This window comes from Streptomyces sp. NPDC048196, assembly GCF_040652715.1.
GTDB lineage: Bacteria > Actinomycetota > Actinomycetes > Streptomycetales > Streptomycetaceae > Streptomyces > Streptomyces siderophoricus.
In genome coordinates this window covers 529,768-548,859 of record NZ_JBEZMM010000001.1, presented here as the reverse complement: position 1 = coordinate 548,859, position 19,092 = coordinate 529,768, and the positions used below count along the sequence as shown (strand labels likewise).

At 68.6% G+C, this 19,092-nt stretch carries 19 protein-coding genes and 1 pseudogene; 11 read left to right on the top strand and 9 right to left on the bottom strand.

Annotation, left to right across the window (positions count from 1 at the left end):
- Positions 1 to 94: 94 nt before the first annotated feature.
- Positions 95 to 973 (bottom strand): hypothetical protein, encoded by an 879-nt coding sequence (locus AB0E02_RS02600; protein ID WP_362135138.1) that lies wholly within the window; start codon positions 971 to 973, stop codon positions 95 to 97.
- Positions 974 to 1,392: 419 nt separating this feature from the next.
- On the opposite strand from AB0E02_RS02600, the gene AB0E02_RS02595 reads away from it, so the two are divergent.
- The 4 genes from AB0E02_RS02595 (at position 1,393) to AB0E02_RS02580 (ending at position 4,352) form a co-directional block, all read left to right on the top strand.
- Positions 1,393 to 1,956 carry an RDD family protein gene (locus tag AB0E02_RS02595; protein ID WP_362135136.1) on the top strand — a complete coding sequence of 188 codons (564 nt, stop codon included), beginning with the start codon at positions 1,393 to 1,395 and terminating at the stop codon, positions 1,954 to 1,956.
- Between the two features lie 102 nt (positions 1,957 to 2,058).
- Positions 2,059 to 2,460, top strand: coding sequence for a hypothetical protein (locus AB0E02_RS02590; protein WP_362135134.1), 402 nt, complete (start codon positions 2,059 to 2,061; stop codon positions 2,458 to 2,460).
- Between the two features lie 253 nt (positions 2,461 to 2,713).
- Entirely contained in the window at positions 2,714 to 3,517 is an 804-nt protein-coding gene (locus AB0E02_RS02585; RefSeq protein ID WP_362135132.1) for a serine protease, read from the top strand.
- 22 nt (positions 3,518 to 3,539) lie between these two features.
- Positions 3,540 to 4,352 carry a serine protease gene (locus AB0E02_RS02580; RefSeq protein WP_362135130.1) on the top strand — a complete coding sequence of 271 codons (813 nt, stop codon included), beginning with the start codon at positions 3,540 to 3,542 and terminating at the stop codon, positions 4,350 to 4,352.
- 112 nt (positions 4,353 to 4,464) lie between these two features.
- On the opposite strand, the gene AB0E02_RS02575 is transcribed toward AB0E02_RS02580, so the two are convergent.
- Both AB0E02_RS02575 and AB0E02_RS02570 read right to left on the bottom strand, forming a co-directional pair.
- On the bottom strand, positions 4,465 to 5,784 hold the full coding sequence (locus tag AB0E02_RS02575) for an MFS transporter (protein ID WP_362135128.1): 1,320 nt from the start codon (positions 5,782 to 5,784) through the stop codon (positions 4,465 to 4,467).
- Positions 5,785 to 5,912: 128 nt separating this feature from the next.
- Positions 5,913 to 7,313, bottom strand: coding sequence for a M20 family metallopeptidase (locus AB0E02_RS02570; RefSeq protein WP_362135126.1), 1,401 nt, complete (start codon positions 7,311 to 7,313; stop codon positions 5,913 to 5,915).
- 193 nt (positions 7,314 to 7,506) lie between these two features.
- Here AB0E02_RS02570 and AB0E02_RS02565 point away from each other — a divergent pair, with 193 nt between their 5' ends.
- The gene (locus AB0E02_RS02565) at positions 7,507 to 8,421 is read left to right on the top strand and encodes a LysR family transcriptional regulator (protein ID WP_362135124.1); all 915 of its coding nucleotides are present in this window, start codon (positions 7,507 to 7,509) and stop codon (positions 8,419 to 8,421) included.
- 49 nt (positions 8,422 to 8,470) lie between these two features.
- Here the strand turns inward: AB0E02_RS02565 and AB0E02_RS02560 are convergent.
- A pseudogene (locus AB0E02_RS02560) lies at positions 8,471 to 8,830 on the bottom strand (aminotransferase class III-fold pyridoxal phosphate-dependent enzyme); the annotation flags it as partial.
- Between AB0E02_RS02560 and AB0E02_RS02555 the strand changes: the two are divergent.
- Positions 8,792 to 9,028, top strand: a complete 237-nt coding sequence (locus tag AB0E02_RS02555; RefSeq protein ID WP_362135572.1) for a hypothetical protein — start codon at positions 8,792 to 8,794, stop codon at positions 9,026 to 9,028. The pseudogene AB0E02_RS02560 and the gene AB0E02_RS02555 overlap by 39 nt on opposite strands.
- 22 nt (positions 9,029 to 9,050) lie before the next feature.
- Here the strand turns inward: AB0E02_RS02555 and AB0E02_RS02550 are convergent, their stop codons facing one another.
- From AB0E02_RS02550 to AB0E02_RS02540, 3 genes are all read right to left on the bottom strand, one after another.
- On the bottom strand, positions 9,051 to 9,989 hold the full coding sequence (locus tag AB0E02_RS02550) for a L,D-transpeptidase (protein WP_362135561.1): 939 nt from the start codon (positions 9,987 to 9,989) through the stop codon (positions 9,051 to 9,053).
- A gap of 386 nt (positions 9,990 to 10,375) precedes the next feature.
- Positions 10,376 to 11,515: a serine hydrolase domain-containing protein gene (locus tag AB0E02_RS02545; protein ID WP_362135122.1), complete on the bottom strand. Its 1,140-nt coding sequence runs from the start codon at positions 11,513 to 11,515 to the stop codon at positions 10,376 to 10,378.
- Positions 11,516 to 11,838: 323 nt separating this feature from the next.
- Complete coding sequence (locus tag AB0E02_RS02540; protein WP_362135120.1) at positions 11,839 to 12,441, bottom strand: TetR family transcriptional regulator; 603 nt, start codon at positions 12,439 to 12,441, stop codon at positions 11,839 to 11,841.
- 445 nt (positions 12,442 to 12,886) lie between these two features.
- On the opposite strand from AB0E02_RS02540, the gene AB0E02_RS02535 reads away from it, so the two are divergent.
- Together AB0E02_RS02535 and AB0E02_RS02530 are read left to right on the top strand one after the other, a co-directional pair.
- A complete protein-coding gene (locus tag AB0E02_RS02535) occupies positions 12,887 to 13,684 on the top strand; it encodes an SDR family oxidoreductase (RefSeq protein ID WP_362135118.1) in 798 nt (265 codons plus the stop codon).
- Between the two features lie 165 nt (positions 13,685 to 13,849).
- Positions 13,850 to 14,329: an SRPBCC family protein gene (locus AB0E02_RS02530; RefSeq protein ID WP_362135116.1), complete on the top strand. Its 480-nt coding sequence runs from the start codon at positions 13,850 to 13,852 to the stop codon at positions 14,327 to 14,329.
- A 59-nt stretch (positions 14,330 to 14,388) separates the two neighbouring features.
- On the opposite strand, the gene AB0E02_RS02525 is transcribed toward AB0E02_RS02530, so the two are convergent.
- Both AB0E02_RS02525 and AB0E02_RS02520 read right to left on the bottom strand, forming a co-directional pair.
- On the bottom strand, positions 14,389 to 15,042 hold the full coding sequence (locus AB0E02_RS02525) for a class I SAM-dependent methyltransferase (RefSeq protein ID WP_362135114.1): 654 nt from the start codon (positions 15,040 to 15,042) through the stop codon (positions 14,389 to 14,391).
- Positions 15,043 to 15,188: 146 nt separating this feature from the next.
- A complete protein-coding gene (locus AB0E02_RS02520) occupies positions 15,189 to 17,213 on the bottom strand; it encodes a phosphocholine-specific phospholipase C (RefSeq protein ID WP_362135112.1) in 2,025 nt (674 codons plus the stop codon).
- A gap of 313 nt (positions 17,214 to 17,526) precedes the next feature.
- On the opposite strand from AB0E02_RS02520, the gene AB0E02_RS02515 reads away from it, so the two are divergent.
- From AB0E02_RS02515 to AB0E02_RS02505, 3 genes are all read left to right on the top strand, one after another.
- On the top strand, positions 17,527 to 18,102 hold the full coding sequence (locus tag AB0E02_RS02515) for a hypothetical protein (RefSeq protein ID WP_362135110.1): 576 nt from the start codon (positions 17,527 to 17,529) through the stop codon (positions 18,100 to 18,102).
- Positions 18,103 to 18,199: 97 nt separating this feature from the next.
- On the top strand, positions 18,200 to 18,451 hold the full coding sequence (locus AB0E02_RS02510; RefSeq protein WP_362135108.1) for a hypothetical protein: 252 nt from the start codon (positions 18,200 to 18,202) through the stop codon (positions 18,449 to 18,451).
- 51 nt (positions 18,452 to 18,502) lie between these two features.
- Entirely contained in the window at positions 18,503 to 19,078 is a 576-nt protein-coding gene (locus AB0E02_RS02505) for a hypothetical protein (protein ID WP_362135106.1), read from the top strand.
- Positions 19,079 to 19,092: the final 14 nt, after the last annotated feature.

Below are 19,092 nucleotides of genomic sequence, written 5' to 3'. Positions count from 1 at the left end.
GGCCCCGCCGGCCGCCCGCCCCGGGGAGGGAACGGTGGCCAACGGGGCTTGCCTCCCGCGCCACGCTCAGGAAACGTCCATCAGGGTGCGGTCCTCAGGAAACGTCCATGAGGGTGCGGTCCTCGGAAACGGTGGTCCGGCGCTCCTGGACGTGGGCGTAGCCCATCAGGCCGAGCAGTACCGCGAGAAGGACCGCCGATGAGCCCGCCGTACCGAGGTCCAACCCACCCTTGGCGAGCGGCTTGGTCAGGAAGTCACCCGCGGTCGCCCCGAGGGGCCGGGTGAGGACGAAGGCGATCCAGAACAGCACCACGTTCGGAACGGTCGGTACCCGCATGAGGGCGACCAGTACGGCGAGCACAGTGGTGACGAGCAGGGCGCCGCCCGCGTACCCGAGTCCCGAGCTGTCGGAGAGGAAGTCCCCCATCGAGGTGCCCAGGGTGTTGGACACCAGGATCGCCGCCCAGAAGAGGGCCTCCGCGCGGAAGGAGACGATGTCGCGGATGGCGAACGTCAGACCGGTGAACTTCCAGATGACGAAGATGGCGATCAGCAGCGAGATCAGAATGGCTGCGCCGGTGGGGTACCCCAGCCCCAGGCCCTGCGGTCCCCAGCCGAGCGACTTCGCACCGTCGGTGAGGAACTTGGCGCTGGCGTCACGGTTCATGAAGTCGGACATGGTGGTGCCCGCCATGCTCGTGGAGAGGATGACCGTCCAGTAGCAGAAGGGGTTGTAGCGCCGGGACCGGAGCTGCACGACCAGCGTGACCACGAAGATCAGGAACAGTGCGATGGTGGTGAGGAAGTAGCCGAGCTTGAGGGTCTGGGCGAAGAGGTCACCGGCTGTTTCGCCGAGGGTGGTCGCGGCGATTTTCATGACCCAGAAGGCGAGCGTGACCTCCGGGAGCTTCCGCATCACGTACCTGTCGGTACCGGCGACGTCCAGATCGGTCAGGACTTCGGGCTCAGGCAAGGTGGATCCTCCTGGGTGGCGTCTGCGCCGCCGCACGTCGTGCCGTAGGGCCTGCGCATGGCGCTGTCGGTGGCCCGGTGGCGCGTCCGTGTGCGCGCGTTGGCGGGAAGTGTCAGATACGCGGCACCGCGCACAGCGATGACGTCGTACGCCGCCCAACCCTTCCAGCCACAGCCTGAACGCATCCTGAACAGCGACGGCTGTCGGGTCTCCCTCCAGGCAGAGCCCCTGTCCGCCACGAGTCGTACGCCCACCCAGCGACTCTGCCTTTGGGCAGGCCCCTGATGCACGACCTGAGAGCGACGGATCCAGGCCGCCCCGCGACCACGATGGAAACGAGTCGAGTCGAGCACCCTTCCGCCTGCCGCCAGGACACCTTTCGGCGCAAGGGGGCCGCAAGAAGCAAGGAAGTTGGCACCATGAACGCGACACAGGCAGCAGGTCCGTCCTCCGTACGGCCGCACATGCCGCCTCCCGAGCACCCCGGAGCCGGACCCGCCCCGACGAGGCGGCCGAGCCTATCTGCGCAGACCGTCGGCAATCAGGGCCTGCGGCTGCTCGCCGTCGCCATCGACGTGCTGACCATGGCTGTCCTCCTGGCCCTGCCGTCGGCAGGTATCGCAATCGTCTGTGGCCTCGTCAATATCTCCAGCCAGGCGCCGTTCGGCCTCGTCCTCATGGCGGCCCTGGCGATGTCCTTCCTCTACTCGCCCCTGATGACGTCCCTTTTCGGAGGCACGGTGGGCAAGCTCACCTGCGGTGTGCGCGTCGTACGGCTCACCGACGGGCGCCGGCTCTCCTACGGACAGGCCCTGAGGCGGCACTTGGCGCACTCAGTCATGGGGATGGTGCCGGTGCTCGGTCAGATCGATGCGCTGTTCTGCCTCTGGGACCGGCCGTTCCGGCAGTGTCTGCACGACAAGACGGTAGGCAGCGTGGTCATCCGCAGCCGGATGCGGCCGCCCCAGGCGCCCCGTCTCTGATTCCCCGCTTCCTCTGGTCGTTCCCGGTTTTGCGTACTTGGCACCGCACTTCACTTACCCGTTGACAGATCGTACGCGAATGCAGATCGTAAGCATATGCATATGAAGTTCTTGAGATCGTCCTGGATCTCCGGGCGGGACCACGGCCAGGGCGGTCCCGTCCTCATCAGCGTGACCGACTTCCGGCTCGACCACGTCAGGGATCTGCCGCGCGTTTACCGCGCGGCCAGGCGACTCGCCGTGGGCTGGCCGACATTGGAGGGGGCGCATGGGATGTGGCTGTGGGCGCGCCCTGTCGCCCGCCGCTGCGGTGCCGTGGCGGTTTGGCGGGACGAAGCTGCCCTGCACCGTTTCATCGCCTGGCCGCCCCATGTCGAGATCATGCGCGCGTACCGGGGAAGGGGCTCCCTGACCTCGACCACCTGGCCCTCGGACACCTTCGACCCCACGGAGACCTGGGACCGCGCCCGGAAGGAACTGCTCGTCAGGCATCGCGGTGCCTGACACAGCAAGCGGTCAGGGGCAGGCGGTGAGGGGCATCCGGCCGGTCGTCCCCCAGCCAGCCGCTGCGACCCGGGCTGCCAGGCGCACACACCCAGAGGATCCGGCTTCCGGACGCTCCTCCCGGTCGACGTTCGCATGGCCGAACTGCCGCCCCCGGGGGCCGTGATGGGCAAGAGCCACCGTGTCGTGGACAACCGTGCGGTGCTGCCCGGGCTCTCACTGGGCGGCATTGTTCGATCGTCACGGAGGAGCAATGAACTCAGCGAGAACACGCCACGGTGTCCTGGTGGGTGCGGTGTTGGCCGGGATGGCCCTGGTGGTGGCGGCCGTCCCGACGGCCGGCGCGGTGGTGGGAGGAGACCGGGCCGACATCAAGAAGTACCCCTGGGCAGTCACCCTGACGTCGGCGGACGACGTGAAGAACCCGGAATGCGCCGGCACGCTCGTCGCACCCCGCAAGGTGCTGACCGCGTCCCACTGCGTGAACCCGGCCACCGTCGATCAGATCCGGGTGGTCGGCGGCCGGGAAGACCTTCGGAACACCCGGACGGGCACGGTCCGCAAGGTCGTGAAGGCGTGGATTCACCCCAAGGCCGTCACCGACGGGAGCGGCGCCAAGTACGCGCACGACATCGCCGTCCTCACGCTCAACGCCCCCCTGCCCTACCGGACACTGCCGCTGGCCACCCCGGCGCAGCAGCAGCTGTACGAGGAGGGCACGCCCACCAGGGTCCTGGGATGGGGTTCCACCACGGGCCGCGATGACGACAAGCGCGTGCCGCCGCTGCAGACCGCGCTGCTCCCCAACCGGGGCGACGGGGGGTGCGTCACCGCGTACGGCAGCCGCCGCTACGACAAGCGCTACACGATGTGCCTGGGCTATCCGGCCGGCGGGGTCAATGCCTGTTACGGGGACAGCGGCGGGCCGGTGGTCGTGAAGGGCCGGCTCGTCGGGGTCATCAGTGGCGGCGGCAGCTGCACCGACCGCCTCTACCCGGGCGTCGCCAACAAGACCGCCTCCTACTACGCACTCCTCCAGGACCAGATAGCCGGATAGCCGGACAGCAAAGGGAATGACGATGACACGACGACAACACACGGCAGCGCGTCTGCCCGTCCTGGCCTGTCTCCTGGCGCTCGTCGGCGTCGGCCTCGCCGTGCTGCCGGCCGCCACCGCCCACGCCATCATCGGCGGGCAGAAGTCGACCACGGAACAGGCGCCATGGGCCGTCTCGATCAACCTGTGGCGGCAGACCGACAGCTATCCCCGCTCGGGCCAGTTCTGCGGCGGCACCCTGGTCACCCCCACCAAGGTCGTCACCGCGGCCCACTGCGTGGTCGACGAAGAGCCCACCGATGTGGGGGTGGTCGCGGGCCGCACCGACCTGCGCCGCCATGACGGCGCGATGCGGAAGGTGCGGAAGGCCTGGATCCACCCGCGGTTCGGCCGGCATCTGGAGAACGACGTGGCGGTCCTGACGCTCGACAAGCCCATGCCGGCGAAATACACCCCGCTGCCGATCGCCACCACCGCCGACGCCGGTCCGTACCGGCCGGGCACCAGCGCACGGGTCTACGGCTGGGGCCTGCTGGACAACGAGGACCGCGCGGCGAACGTCCTGCGCTCGGCGAAGCTGCGCGTCCTCCCCGACCGGACATGCCAGCGGCTCAACCCCGGGGACTTCGACCCCGCAATGCACACCTGCGCCAACGACGCCGTCACCGGGGCCCATCATGCGGAAGGCGACAGCGGCGGCCCACTCGTCTCCGACGGCAAACTGATCGGCATCGTCAGCTGGCTGGCCCACAGCAGCGACTCCACCCCCACCCCCGGCGTCTACACCAGCGTCGCGGCCTTCTCCCACGAGATCGCCGCCCAACTCCGCAGGTAGCTGCCCCGCGGTCCTCGGGGTGCCTCACCCACGGTGCGTCCCAGGGGCCGGGCGGCTGTTGACGGGCAGCTGTCCACAGGCGGCTGCCCTGCCGGCACTTGCGACCGTTCTGTCAGCGGATGCCGCGGAACCGGTAACCACCCACCAGCGCCGCGATGCTCAGGAGGGAGACGGCCAGCAGGTAGTAGCTCGGGGAGATCCGCGAGCCGGTCGCCGTGACCAGGGTCGTGGCGATCGTGGGGGTGAATCCGCCGAAGAGCGCGACCGTGGTGTTGTAGCTGAACGCGAGCCCGGTCGCGCGGGCTTCGGCCGGGAAGGCATCGGCCATCACCGACGGCAGCGCGCCGAAGTATGCCGCCTTCAGCAGTCCGAGGACCGTCATGCACAACGCGAGGGCCAGGAAGGACGGTGCGTTGGTGAGCCAGATGAACAGCGGGACGGCGCTCAGGCCGATGAGGGCTGCGGCGGGGATCATGATCCGCAGCCGGCCGAAGCGGTCGGCGAGCAGGCCGACGACCGGAGTTCCGAGGGTCAGGATGGTGCCGGTGATGAGCAGGGCGGTGAAGGACAGCGAGTCGTCCAACCCCAGTTCCTTGATCGCGAAGGTGGGCAGGTACTGCAGGGAGTAGTTGAGGGCGGTGGAGACCACCAGCGCCCCGCCGGCGACCAGGAGGCCGCCCCGGTGACGGCGGAACACCGAGCGGACCGGCGAAGGCGTACCACCGCTCTCCCCCGCTGCCGGTACCTGCGCCATCGCGGGCGATTCCTCGACGTAGCGTCGTATGACATAGCCGGCAGGACCGACCAGGAGACCGAAGACGAACGGCACCCGCCAGCCCCAGGCGGTCATCTGGGTGTCGGACAGCACCGCGGTCAGGCCGGTGGCGAATCCGGCGGCCACCACGGTGGCCAGTCCCTGGCTGGCGAACTGGAAGCTGCCGAAGAAGCCCTTGCGCCGGTTGTCCTGCTCGACCAGGAAGGAGGTGGCGGCGCCGAATTCGCCGCCGGCCGCGAAGCCCTGGACCAGCCGCGCGAGCACGATGCCCAGCGGTGCGAGGAACCCGAGCGTGGCGTAGCCGGGCATGAACGCCATCAGTCCGGTGCCGAGCACCATCAGGCGGATCGACAGCATCAGCGCTTTCTTGCGCCCCTGTCGGTCGGCGTACGAGCCGAGCAGCAGGCCACCGATCGGGCGGATGAGATAGCTGATGCCGAACACGGCGTAGGCCTGGACGAGTTGGACACCGGGGTTGTCGTGGGGGAAGAACGTCTTGCCGATGTAGGTCGCCATCAGGGCGTACAGGGCGAGGTCGAAGAACTCCAGGGCGTTGCCGATGGTCGCCGCCGCTATCGCGCGCTTGGCGGATGCTCGTCCCGGGGGTGCGGCCGGGGACGTTCCCGGCTCGGTGGGTTGAGGGGAGATGCGGGTCATCGTGGGTCCTTCCGGCAGGCGCCCGGCTGACGGTCGTCAGGCCGAGCGGGGAGGGGGACGGAGAGCGGGAGGTGGAACGATGAGCTGGGGAGGATGGGGGTTGGCCGCGGTGCGTGGGGAAGTGGGGGTCAGCCGCGTGGGGGGAGCGGTGTGCCCGCCGAGGGGTGGCCGAGGGCGTGGAAGAGCGTGGCCGCCAGCACGAGGCCCTCGCGGGCGATCGTGCCGAGCAGGTGCTCGTCGGGTGCGTGCTGCAGGCAGCCGGGGTACGAGTGCGGCAGCCACAGGGTGGGCAGGCCGAGGACGTCGGTGAAGACGTGGTGGGGCAGCGAGCCGCCGATGTTGGGCAGGACCGCGACGGGCCGGTCGGTGACCTGCTCCAGCGTCGCCTTGGCCCAGCGCACCCACGGGTCGTCGAGCGGTGTGCGACTGGCGGGGAAACTGCTGTGGACGGTCAGGTCGACCATCGGATAGCCGTGGGCGGCCAGGTGTCCGGCGACGACCTCCCGCACCCGGCCCACGTCGGTACCGGCGACGTACCGCAGCTGCAGAACGGCGCGGGCCCGGCCCGGGATCGCGTTGACCGGGTGATCGATGTCGGCCGAGCCGAGCGACAGGACCTCCAGGGTGTTCCAGCCGTAGAGCCGCTCGGCCGCGGTCAGACCGGGCTCGCCCCATCCCTCGTCGGGCGCGGGATCGCCGGGACTGCCCGCGACCGTGACAGCTGCGAGCTCCCGGCGCACCGGATCCGGTATCTCGGGCGGGAGGAGCGCGGGGACCTGGATGCGGCCGTGGCCGTCGACCAGGCTCGCGATGGCGCCGGCCAGGGTGGTGGCGGGGTTGCGCAGGATGCCGCCCCAGTTGCCGGAGTGGTACGCGTCCGGGCGCAGGTCGACATCGAGCTGGAGCCTGACGCCTCCGCGCGCACCGAGGAAGAGCGTCGGCGTCGTCGCGTCCAGGCGCGGCCCGTCCGAGGCGATCAGAACGTCGGCCCGCAGCTCCTCGCGGTGTGCGGCGGCGAAGGCGGCCAGCCCCGGCGAGCCGATCTCCTCACCGGTCTCGAACAGGAAGGTCAGATTGAACCCGAGTGCCCCTTGCTCTTCCAGCAGCAGCCGCAGCGCCGCGAGGTTGACCAGGTGCTGTCCCTTGTTGTCGGCCGCCCCGCGGCCGTACCACCGGTCGCCGTCGGCGGTCAGGGTCCACGGGTCGCGGCCCTCGCTCCACCGGCCGGCGTGGCCGTCCACCACGTCGGCGTGGCCGTAGCAGAGCAGCGTCGGCAAATCCGGCGACTCGACGCGGGTACCGACGAGGAACGGGCCGCCGCGGGGGTCCGGGTTGGCGTACTCGGCCACCGAACACCCGAGAGCGGTCAGCGCGGGTACGAGAACCTCGTCCAGGTATGCCTTAACGGCAAGGTGACTTTGCGGGCGGGCGCTCTCGGTCGGATAGCCGACCATAGCGCTCAGTTCGGCGAAGAAGGCGCCCGAGTCGACGTACGCCTCGGCCCGCCGGACCAGATTTTCAGGGATCACTGGAGGTACTCCCGGGAATGCCACAGGTGCGGGTGCACGGCACGTGCCGTGTTGGCTCAGCAGCGTAAGGGCGCCTCTCATCCCCTGACTATTGCCGTTTGTGCTGCCCCGCGTTCTAATCTCGGCAAACCGGTGTGCGCGTCGCATCGGTGTACACGGCAGGCGGTAGGCCGCCTCGCCTCATGGAGGTCCGATGCAACTCATGCCGGTGAGCCTGGCGTACTTCCTCGAAGTCGCCCGTACGGGAGCGGTGAGCGAGGCTGCCCAGAATCTGCGGGTCGCCCCTTCGGCGATCAGCAGGCAGATCGCCAAGCTTGAATCCGGAATCGGCGTTCCGCTGTTCGTCCGGCATCCGCGCGGAATGACCCTGACCGACGCCGGGTCACGCCTGCTGGCACATGCCCGCCGCAGCGAGGCCGAGTCCTCCGAGCTCCTCAGCGAACTGCGTACGGGCAGCGGCGCGGACGCCCGCAACATCACCGTGGCCTGCTCGGAGGGTTTCGCACGCCGCCTCGTTCCGCACGCGATGGCGGCCTTCCGACGCGACCACCCGGACGTCACCTTCCAACTCGACCGCGTATCCCACCAGGAGGCGACCCGGCGGGTGGCCGAGGGAATCGCCGACATCGCCGTCACCTACGCGATGGGCCCGCGGCACGACGTGCGGGTGGAGTGCGCCGTCGTGGTACCCATGGCCGCCATCGTCCCGACCGGACACGAACTCGCCGGCCGGGAGCGGGTCGGCCTGGCCGAACTGTGCGCGTACCCGCTGGCCCTGGCCCCGACGGGAACCACCCAGCGCGACCTGTTCGACACCGGCGTGCAACTGGAGGGCCTGGCCGTCCACCCCGCTCTGGTATGCGACGCCATCGCCTCGAAGTACGAGTTCGTACGCTCCGGTGGCGGCGTCGCCCTCGTCGGCGACCTGGGCGACCTGCACCCGGAACCGACCGCCGAAGGTGTCGTCTACGTACCCCTCAGCCACCCCGTCTTCCGCCGCCGCGAGGCCCAGGTACAGACGATGCTCGGCCGACGGCTCCCCTGGGCGGCAAGCCAGTTCACGGGGCTGCTGGTCTCACTGCTGCGCCCGTCAGCACCGACGCCATGAGGGGCACGCGGAGTCCCGCGCGCTGAGCACTTCGCCGGCCGGACAGGTGTCAGCTGCCGGGGAGGCTCAGGACTTCACCCAACTGATCGCACAGCCACTCCAGTTGACCGGGTTCGACAACCAATGGCGGGTCGAGCCGGATGGTGTGGCCGTGGGTGTCCTTGGCGAGCACCCGGCGGTCCAGGAGGCGCAGGCATGCCTGGCGTCCCGTCATCAGCGCGGGGTCGAGGTCGATGCCGGCCCAGAGGCCGCGGCACCTGACGGCGACCGCGCCGCGCCCGACGAGCTCGTCGAGCCGGCCGCGCAGCCGCTCGCCGAGTTCGGCGGCCCGTGCCTGGTACTCGCCGCTGCGGAGCAGCTCGACCACGGCATGGCCGACGGCGACGGCCAGCGGGTTGCCGCCGACGGTGATCCGTCGCCCGGATTCGTGAACGGCGTGCGCTGCCGATGCACGCGTGGTGCGCTCGGCCGGAGAGCAGGTCAGACGGCGACGGGCGCGGCGATGTGGCCGTGTTACGCGCGCCAGGTGCGTGCGCTGTGGATCGTGCGGACGCCGTCCGCCTTGGCCTACGAGGGCCGCCCCGCGGTCGTCATCATCGCCTCCTGACGGACACCGCCACCGCAGCGCATCACAGCGTCGCGGTCTTCCCCTCCCCGGACGCGCTGCCCGCGAGCCACTGGTCCCATCCCAGGTTGAAGTCGGCGTAGCCGTTGTCGGCCGGGGCCTTGGCGCGGGGCGAACCGGTGATGGTGACCGGGTCACCCTGCTTGACCTGGCCGTAGAACCACTTGGCGTCCGACATGGACAGGTGGACGCAGCCGTGCGAGCCGCGGGCGCTGCCGCTGCCCGGATTGGGGTCGCCGGTCGAGTAGTGCACGTAGGTGCCGGACTGGGTGAGGTGGATGTCCCAGGGCAGCGTCAGGTCGTAGTAGTTGGGGCTGCCCTTGTCGCAGCTGATGCCGACGCTGCAGGAGGTCATATGGACCTTCTCCTGCTTGTCGATGACGGCCATGGTGCCGTTCCACGTCGGATACTGGGCGCTGCCCGCGTTGATCGACAGGGTGCGCACCGGCTTGCCGTTCCGGGTCACCTTCATGGTGTGGCCGGTCACCGAGACCTCCGCGCGCACGTCGTCGCCGATCGTGAAGGTGTGCGTGTAGTTGCGCACGCCGTAGCGTCCGTTGCCGTTGCTGACGCCGTTCATGTCAGCGTCGATCTTCACCTTGGTGCCGGAGGGCCAGTACGTCTTCGGTCGCCAGTCGGCGCGCTTGTCGCCGAACCAGTGCCAGGCCCCGGCCACCGGCTGCGAGGCGCTCACCTTCATGTGCTTCTCCACCGTGGCCCGGGCCTTTGCCGACACCGGGTTCGTGAAGACCACCGAGATCGGCATGGCCACGCCGACCTTGGTTCCCGTCTGCGGGGTGATCGTGTCCAGCAGCATCGGCGGGCCCGCGGGCTTCTTCGGCGACGGGGAGGCACTCGCACTCGGCTTGCCCGGCGCCTTTCCGTCGTCCCCACTCGTCTTGTCACCGCCGCCCCCGCCACAGGCACTCGCGCCCACCAGCATCGCCCCCGTGACGAGTGCGATCCCTATGCCGCCCTTGCGCCGCCCCACGACCTGCCCCACTCTCTCGCCCTTCGGCCCTGACGGGCCCGACTTCCTGTCAGACGGCGAGAGTACGGGCTGAAGTTGCGTACTTCACGTAAAATATGTTTCAAAACTCGGTGCGCATCGCGGATCGGGGAGGATGAGGGGTGCGGCATCGTCGCCCCTCCCCTTCGGGGCGCGTCAGGACGCAAGGGTTGGTCCGCACCGCTCTGGGCCGGCGGTCGGTGGTCCGGGCGGTGACCAGAGCGACAGCGAGCCCGGCGCCTTGCGGGGCGGGCGGTCCGCCCGTTGATGTGAGTGCTGGTCGGGCCGAAGAGGCTCCGGGCGGCGACCGCCCCCGTCGTTCAGCCGACGCTCTGGAATGCGGCGTTCACGACGGCCATGACATAGGGGCGTTCGGAGGCAGTGCCGGTCGGATTGAGGGAGTAGGCCACGCGGCGCTTCAGATCACGGGTGGTGAAGACGCCGTTGGTCCACCCTGGTAGGGAGCCCGTTTTGCCCCACACGGTGACGCCGTTGTCGAGGATGACCCGCATCAGACCGCCGACGCTGAAGCAGCTCGTCTTGTTGATGCAGTTGGTGTTCGTCGGTGCGCTGTCCACCCGGGGCACGGTGAAGACCAGCTTCTGCTGGGCGGGCGGGAGCAGACGGCCGCGAAACAGAGCGGTTATGAACCGGTCCAGATCAGCGGCGGTGGAGACCATGCCGCCCTCGGCCCACGCCCAGGGGCTCTGCTCGGTCACGTCGTCCGTACCGACGTACACGCGCGCGTGGGGTGCCGGGATGGACATGTCGTCCGACGAGGGGAGGCTGGTGTGGCGCAGTCCTAGTGGCTGGATGATGCGGCGGGTGAGTTCTTCGGTGAAGGTTCGGCCGGTCACCTTCTCGACCAGGAGGCCGAGGACGAAGGTATTGACGCCGTTGTACTGCTGGACACTGCCGGGTGTGGGCTGGTTCCCCGGCTTGGGGGATGTGGCGGCTGCGAAGGCACGGCGCACCACGTCCTGCGGCGACACGCTCCTGCGCCACCAACCGGGGCCGTCGGCAGGCCCGGGTATGCCGGCCGGGGCCGGTAGGCCGCTGGTGTGGTCCAGCAGCTCATGCACGGTGACGGCGCCGTATGCGGGCGGAATGAGGTCGGGCAGATAGCGCCGGACGGGCGCGTCCAGGACGATACGGCGCTCGGCGACCAGTTGGAGCACGACGGTGCTGGTGAAGGTCTTCGTCACACTGCCGATACGGAAGTGAACATCACGGGAAACCGCCCCCGCGGTTCCGGTCCACGGCATCGCCCGCCGCTCCCCCACCACTCTGACCAGAGCACCGGCGACAACGGGATCGGGCAGACGGGTCAGCAGACCTCGCATCGGCGCAGGATCGAACGAGGCTGCAACGGCCGCCTCCTGCCGTGGAACCGCATCGACGGCCATCACGGCGGGAGCGCATGCACCTGCCGTGATCGCGGCGAGGGCGAAGCCGGCCACGGCAATGCGACGGAGGGCGGAAGGGCGGAGGTGCATCGGGCTGCTCCCAAGGGCGGTGGCCGCTTGGCCATGGATCACTGAGATGCCATCAACTCTCGTTGATATGGCCTCACATGCCATCAGGGATCAACCCTGAGCAGTCCCTGACCGGCCCCTGAGCAGTCCCTGACCGGCGCCCCTGAGACATTTCTGAGAGCCCCCGGGGTTCGGCAGAGCCTCCGGCACCACCTGCTCATCGCGCCGACCACGGATCACAGACCACGGACCACGGACCACGGACCACGGACCACGGACCACGGACCACGGACCACGGACTGCACCAACTACAGCTCGTCAATGCGCAGGTAGTCCAGCGCGCGACGAGTCAGTTGGACGAGGTCCTCCGGTTCGTCCTGCCGGGCCCAGTACTCCAGAGCGACGTTGATCGCGTCCAGGAGAGCAGTGGCCATCAGCCGTACCTCCAGGCTGTCCGGCGACGCTCCCGTGCGGGCCGCGAGCACCGCCAACAGCTGGTCCTGCATGTCCCGCCCGGCGGCCAGCCACCGCATGCGGATCGCCGGCACGCTGCCCATGACGCGGATCAGCCGGCGGGCGCGCTCCATGTCCGCGAGCTGCTGGACCGAAGCCGGTGCACCGAAAGCCGCCTGCACCGCGCTGGTCAGCGGCTCGTCGGTCGGCAAGGTGGCCAGCGTTTCGACAAGCCGGCCGACGCTGGAGGTCAAGAGGGGCGTGAGCGCGTCCTCCTTCGCCACGCAGTAGCGATAGAAGGTGCGCAGCGAGATGCCGGCCGCTGAGGCGATGTCCTCGACCGTGGTCGCGTCGTAACCCTGCTCGGAAAACAGCACGGCGGCGGCCTCCGCGATCTCCTGCCGGGTCTCCTGCCGCCGCCGTTCCGTCAGCGACGGTCTGCCTCGCGCTACTGTCATCCGCCTCTCCTCACCTTCGATCCGGTCCCCATGTCTACCTCCCCTCATGTTGGCATAGACAAGCCGGTTGGCACGTCATGCCAAAAAAGAGGTACGCTGACTCCGTCGCCTGAACGAATTCCTCAACGCCAGCACTGGAAGGGGCAGTTGAGGGGCCAAACGGAGCGGTCGGCGTTTGGCGCTGCCGCGAGGACAGTGAGCGCGGTCAGCACTACTCACCACTGCTCGCCACTGTCGACGTGGTCGAGCGCCCGGAGAGTCCGGAGAGTCCGGAGAGTCCGGAGAGTCCGACAACTGCACGCCGCCGGACCCTCACCACCTCATCGCGACACGTCACCCCGTCATCTACCTCATCTACGTCACCCAGGCGTCGTCCACATCATCGCTACCCGCCACCCGCGTCACCCCGAGCGGGCCGCCCATACCTGCCAAAAGGGAGCCGACCATGTCCCGTACCTCCTGCGATTCGGAGCGCACCTACCTCATCACCGGGGCCGCTTCCGGCATAGGCAAAGCCACCGCCGCCCACCTCCGCCAGCAAGGCCACATCGTGATCGGCGCTGACCTTGAAGGCACCGACATCAGCGCGGACCTCGCCACACCCGAAGGCCGTGGGGAACTCGTCGACCGGGCCAACGAGTTGACCGGTGGACGCCTTGATGCCGTCATCGCCTGTGCCGGCCTCGCTCACTTCACCACAGACACCATCCGGGTCAACTACTTCGGCGTGGTCGCCACCCTCGACGGGCTGCGCCCGCTCCTCGCCGCTGGAACCGACCCGCGCGCCGTCCTGATTTCCTCCGTCGCTTCGATCCATCCGCATGACCCGGCCATCGTCGATGCCGCACTCTCCGGCGACGAGGAGGCGACCGTGGCCGCTGCCCAGGCAGCCATCGACCGGGGGGAGGGGTATGCGATCTACGGTTCGTCCAAGGCAGCCATCGCACGTTGGCTCCGCCGCGCGGCCGTCACCGATGACTGGGCGGCCGCCGGCATCCCGCTCAACGCCGTCGCCCCAGGCACGATCCTCACCCCGATGACCGCGGGCATGCTCGCCGACGCCGAGATACGGAAAGCCGTTGACGCGACCGTCCCGATGCCGTTGCACGGCCACGCCCGCCCCGAACACGTCGCACCGCTGCTTGCCTGGCTGACCTCCCCGGAGAACTCGCACGTCACCGGCCAGGTCATCTTCCTCGACGGGGGCGCCGACGCCACCCTGCGCGGCGACAGCACCTGGTGACCCTCAGCCCAGGACCCACCACAAGCCCACCGCAAGCCCACCACCCCAGGCACGCAGCGGCGGCCCGGTCCTCGCGCTGCGCACCCGCGCCGAGCCCCCCGCCGAGGACGCACAAACCACAGATCACAGACAACAGATCACAGACAACAGACCGAGGTGCCCCGCATGCCCAAGCCACCGGTACCCCACATGTTCCGCAGGCACAGCCTCATCCGCACCACCGTGCTTCCCATGGACCCCGACTCGGTCTGGCGCACCATCGGCCGTTTCGCCGGGCTCGCCGACTGGCATCCGACGGTCCCGCCCTCAGTCATGGAGGAGGGGGACGACCCTGAAATGCCGGGTACGGTACGGGCGTTCTTGCTCGACGGGGCGGTGGTCGCCCGCGAACGCCTACTCGCCAGGGACGACAGTGCGCGTGCGTTCCGCTACACGGTTTTCGACACGCCCCTTCCAATCACCGACTACGAGGCGACACTGACCGTCGTCGCCCATGACCAGGGTGCGGAGGTGCGCTGGTCAGCGATCTACAACGGCGCGGACGAAACCGTTCCTGAGGTCGAGCGGCTCTTCGGCGACGTGGTGTACGCATCCGGCCTGGCAGCCTTGCGCGCGCGTTTCACCACCCCACCCGAGGCCGAATGATCGGAGCCTTCGACCGACATCCGCGACCGCACGGCCAGCGGCCGGGGCGGTCGCGGACGTCAGTCGGCCCTGTCGCTGATCCCGTCTGCTTGCAGGACCAGACAGCTCCATCGGACGTCGTCACGACCATGAAGATCGAGACGCTCACTGCAATGAAGCCTGTGCAGCCCGTGCGCACGGCCCGACTCGGCTGTCTCAGCGGCGGACACGTTGAACATATGGCGGCCCGCGGGCACCGGACCGTGACGCAGATTGACGAAGAACCTGCCGCCGGGAACGAGCAACCCGGCGATCCTGGTCATCGCACGTCGGCGCTCCTCGGGATCCAGATGCATCCACACCGCGGTGGCGAAGATCGCATCGAACTCGCCCGGGTGACGGCTCAGCGTCAGGTCCGGAAGAGCATCAACGACCCAAGCTATGTCGCTGTCTGCGTGCAGCCGCCGTGCGTGTTCCCGTAGCTCTGTGGTCGGCTCGACCGCCACGACGCTGTGTCCACGAGCCGCCAACGCGGCGGCATCGCGCCCCGTCCCGGCACCCACCTCCAGGATCCGGGCCGGCTCGGCCGGAACGAATTGCAGTACGTCGCGGTGGACTTCCTCGAAGGTGACTTCCTCGTACTGAACAGCCAGCTTCTCCGCCGCCTCCGCATATCCAGCGGTCCCCCGTGGCAAGCCGCGACCGCTCACGGCGCGAGTCAGGTGATCAGTCATGACCGAAGAGTACTGTCAGGCATGACCGACGCGTACTGGTTGCCCGTGCCTCAACCCCGGCCTGCACACCGGGGCTGAAGCACTGGAGCGGAACATGTGGAGGGACGGCTCCAACGCGTCCTGCAACCCGACCCGTAACGCCAGGATCAGCCGCTGACGCTGGCCGTACCCGTCTCCAGGTGCCCGGTGAAACGGCGCGACCAGGCCGTGTCGACATTGACGGTCACCGTGAAGTCGTACCAGCCGTTCTGGTACGCGACGGCGTTGAAGTAGTCCTCCGTCGAAGCGCCGGCGGCGACGGTGTGGGTCCAGGGGCCGTCGCCTCGGTAGCGGTTGGAGGCGATCGTGAACGTGATGGGGGACGAGCCCGTGTTGGTCATCTTGAAGTAGAGGGCGAGCTTCCCCGTACCGGGTTCCACGGCGTAACGGGTGCTGACCTCGGCGGACTTGCCCGCCTTGGTGGCGTCGCCCTGGAAGCGGCGCAGGAAGCGGTTGGGGCCGACCATGGTCAGGTCGTACTTGCCGTCACCGTAGCCCAAGCCGATGTTGAAGTAGTCGGACGCCGTGCCACCGGCATCGACGGTGTACTGCCAGGGCGTGGTGTCGCGGTAGGCGTGGGGATGGATCGAGAAGTGGGCCGCCCGTGCGGCCGGGCCGCCCTGGTTGGTCATCGTGCACCACGCGAGGATCTTGCCGGACGGTCCGAACTCCAAGCGGTCCAGGTATCCGTTGGGCTGGTACGGCAGTGCGCGGGCCGGTCTGGTGCCGGGCTCCTGGGCGGGCAGGGCGTTGTTCGTCGGCGCCGGATTGGGGAGCGGAGCGCAGGTACTGATGCCGATGACGCTGGTCGTGGGGAGCGAGACGGGCCCGTAGACCGGCTTGGCGAAGTTGAAGGCACCGGTCAGGTCACCGCTCACCTTGCGCCGCCACGCGCTGATGTTGGGGCAGTTGGCGGGTTTGCCCAGCGCCGTCGTCCAGGTCTCCAGGAACCGGATCACCGAGGTGTGCTCGAAGACCTCCGAGGAGACCCAACCGCCGCGCGTCCAGGGTGAGATGACGATCATGGGGACACGGAAGCCGAAGCCGTACGGGAGCCCGTTGAGGTACTCGCCGTCGGTGCCGGCGGGTGGAATCGGCGGCGGTACGTGGTCGAAGTAGCCGTCGTTCTCGTCGTAGTTGAGGAACAGGACGGTGGAGTTGAAGACGTCGGCGTCTGCCGCGAGGGCTTGGTAGACGAGGTTGACGAAGTGGGCGCCGTCGCCGGGTGGGGCATAGGGGTGTTCGGAGAAGGCCTGGTTGGGGACGATCCAGGACACCTGCGGGAGGGTGCCGGCGAGTACGTCGGCCTTGAGGGCGGCGGCGATGTCGTCGGGGGTCGAACCGGCCACCTTCGGCACCGAGGACATGCCGCGGTCGTACAGCGGGTCGCCGGGCTTGGCGTTGGCGAAGTGTGTGAAGTAGGCACAGCCGTTGTCCCCGTAGTTGTCGGCCGCGTTCTGGTAGACCTTCCAGGTCACCCCGGCGGCCTGCAGCGCCTCGGCGTAGGTCTGCCAGGTCAGGCCCGACTCGTCACCGCCGTCGTGGCTGGACGAATCCACCTTGCCGCTCCACAGGTAGGTGCGGTTGGGGCCGGTCGCGCTGAGTGTGGAGCAGAAGTAGGCGTCGCAGATGGTGTAGTTGTCGGCGAGCGCGTAGTGGAGGGGGATGTCGGAGCGATCCAGGTAGCCGAGCGAGCGGACGTTGCCCACGCCCCAGACCCAGTTGTCGAGGCGGCCCTTGTTCCACGCGGAGTGCTGCGAGGACCAGGAGTGGGGCAGGTCGCCATTGCACTGGGCGAGGGTCTCGCTGTCCTTGCCGCCCGCCGGCGGGGTGGAGCTGAGCTTCCACGGGTATTGCCGGCCCAGGCCGTTCGGCTGGTCGAAGACCGAGTGGCCACCGCTCAGCGTGATGCCGCTGCGGTCGTCGAAGCCGCGGACGCCCTTCAGACGCCCGAAGTAGTGATCGAAGCTGCGGTTCTCCTGCATGAGGATCACCACGTGCTCCACGTCCTTGATCGTGCCGGTCGCCGCGCGCTGGACCGCGTCCGCCGTGCGCGTGCCGGCGCCCAGCGTCACGCCCGCGGCTACGGAAGCGCCCAGTCCCACGAAGCCTCTTCGGCTGATCGGTGTCATTCGCTCCGCCCTCGTCATCAGGAGTGCCTCTGTGACACGTCGCGCGACAGGGTGCCCGTAGTCGTCGTCGCGGTCCATACCCAGTGGCAAGCCCGAGGTAAAGAGGAGTTGTCATCTGGCCGCCGGGGTGGTCCGCTGCCCGGGCCACCGCGTCGATTGGCCGGCTCGTCCGACGGCTCGACCGCAAGCAACGATGGCCGGCGGAACTCGCCGCCGGGCGCTGCCCCGATCCAGGTGTGCGCCCGCCAGCGAACGCCGGCTTCCCAGTACAGTCGCTGCGGGCCAAGCGGAACCGGGGGCGGCATGGGTAGCCATGGGTAGCTCAATCAGCGAGTTCGCGGTCGCAGTTCTGGGGATCGGCGGCACGCTCGCGTCAGCACTGCTCACACAGCGCAGCGCTGACCGGGCCAGGGCACGTGATCTGGCGCATGCCAAGCGGCTCCAGGACGAGGAACGCGAGTACGCCGCTCGACAGGCTCAGCTCCAGGCACGGCGCACGTGCTACGCCGCCCTCAACGCCGGTACCCGCGACTACATCACCGTGACGACGAACTTCCTCCACGCCCTGCAAGCGGGTGAGGTGACCGAGGAATTACGGTCGGATCTGGACCGGGCCCGCCGGGACCACCGTGTGCGCCACGCCGAGGCCCAAATGGTGTTGCCTGACGAGGTGTTGGCGGCAGCCAGTACGGTGAACCGTGGCTTGGGCGATCTCTACGGCTTACTGAAACGGCTCGACAGAGGCATCGCCGCGCAGGAAGAGAGCGTGGCAGCCGCCCGGGAGGACACGAGAAGGCTTTGGGACGCCTTGTGGAGAATGCGGCACGTCATGCGTATCGACCTTGGGATCACCACACCTACGGAGCAAGGCCAGAGCAGCGACGAGTAGCCACAGGTGACGCAGCAGCACCGTTCGCCGTGTCGCGGTGACCGGCACGGCCGCAACCTCCGGCCCAACCCGCCAGAGCCCCCTGTAGGGACCACTCGTGCAGACTTCCGCATCCCTGCTCAACCGTCTCAATGTCGACCCTGAAGCCGCGCAACTGGCCGATTCACCCTTCGAATTCGACACCCTCGTCGCGGCCTTCGGCCCGCTCAGCCACGTGGAACCGGTGCGACTGTCCTCCGGCGCCCCGTTGAACCCGATCGCCAAGAAACACAGCGGCGGCACGTACTTCCTCTGTGGTGGCGCCAGGATTGACGGCACGCTCCGACTCAAACCGTGGCCCATGAGGTGAGCTTTTCGAAGTGGAACCCAACTGATTCCGCTTCATGGAAAGATCGTCGCCATGTCGAACGCCACGTCATTCACTTCATCGTTTACCTACGCGCAAGTGGGCGAAACCCTTCACGAGATCGGCATGGTGTCCGAGGAACGGTGGCGCCATGGCCTCGAAGAGGCAGCAGACTGGGCACACAAGGAAGTGCGCCAATATGAGGCGGCCATGGCACTCGTACACTTCGGGGTCGCGGTCTCGGTTCACGCCGAAGGCATCGGCTCCATATACGACGATTACGAGGCTCTTATGGAAGAAGCCTCCGAGGTCGCGGGCCATTCGGTCACGATCTCCAACGTCCGGCTCATCGAGGGCGAAGAGGAGTTGGAGGACGGTCGGTTCGATACGTTGGAGTTCGAACGGGACGGAGAAGCCGTCTCCATCGAAGCCGAACACTTCGCGGAGCACTACTACGACCACGAGGCCGCCTGCAACGCCATCGCCTGCACCGCCCGCGACGACGACACCCGCCAATGGCACACCGTCGACTTCGACCGCGACAGATACCGCGTCTACGAGACCATCGTGGTCCTCGCCACACCTGAGCAGAGGCAAGCACTGACCGCCCGTCTGGGTTTCCGAATCTGATATCAGGCCATGAC

Excerpts from the sequence above, each read along its gene's own strand:
- AB0E02_RS02595 (WP_362135136.1), top strand. The coding sequence starts at position 1,393 with ATGAACGCGACACAGGCAGCAGGTCCGTCCTCCGTACGGCCGCACATG.
- AB0E02_RS02590 (WP_362135134.1), top strand. The coding sequence starts at position 2,059 with ATGAAGTTCTTGAGATCGTCCTGGATCTCCGGGCGGGACCACGGCCAG.
- AB0E02_RS02585 (WP_362135132.1), top strand. The coding sequence starts at position 2,714 with ATGAACTCAGCGAGAACACGCCACGGTGTCCTGGTGGGTGCGGTGTTG.
- AB0E02_RS02580 (WP_362135130.1), top strand. The coding sequence starts at position 3,540 with ATGACACGACGACAACACACGGCAGCGCGTCTGCCCGTCCTGGCCTGT.
- AB0E02_RS02575 (WP_362135128.1), bottom strand. The coding sequence starts at position 5,784 with ATGACCCGCATCTCCCCTCAACCCACCGAGCCGGGAACGTCCCCGGCC.
- AB0E02_RS02565 (WP_362135124.1), top strand. The coding sequence starts at position 7,507 with ATGCAACTCATGCCGGTGAGCCTGGCGTACTTCCTCGAAGTCGCCCGT.
- AB0E02_RS02555 (WP_362135572.1), top strand. The coding sequence starts at position 8,792 with ATGGCCGACGGCGACGGCCAGCGGGTTGCCGCCGACGGTGATCCGTCG.
- AB0E02_RS02550 (WP_362135561.1), bottom strand. The coding sequence starts at position 9,989 with ATGCTGGTGGGCGCGAGTGCCTGTGGCGGGGGCGGCGGTGACAAGACG.
- AB0E02_RS02540 (WP_362135120.1), bottom strand. The coding sequence starts at position 12,441 with ATGACAGTAGCGCGAGGCAGACCGTCGCTGACGGAACGGCGGCGGCAG.
- AB0E02_RS02535 (WP_362135118.1), top strand. The coding sequence starts at position 12,887 with ATGTCCCGTACCTCCTGCGATTCGGAGCGCACCTACCTCATCACCGGG.
- AB0E02_RS02530 (WP_362135116.1), top strand. The coding sequence starts at position 13,850 with ATGCCCAAGCCACCGGTACCCCACATGTTCCGCAGGCACAGCCTCATC.
- AB0E02_RS02525 (WP_362135114.1), bottom strand. The coding sequence starts at position 15,042 with ATGACTGATCACCTGACTCGCGCCGTGAGCGGTCGCGGCTTGCCACGG.
- AB0E02_RS02520 (WP_362135112.1), bottom strand. The coding sequence starts at position 17,213 with ATGACACCGATCAGCCGAAGAGGCTTCGTGGGACTGGGCGCTTCCGTA.
- AB0E02_RS02515 (WP_362135110.1), top strand. The coding sequence starts at position 17,527 with ATGGGTAGCTCAATCAGCGAGTTCGCGGTCGCAGTTCTGGGGATCGGC.
- AB0E02_RS02505 (WP_362135106.1), top strand. The coding sequence starts at position 18,503 with ATGTCGAACGCCACGTCATTCACTTCATCGTTTACCTACGCGCAAGTG.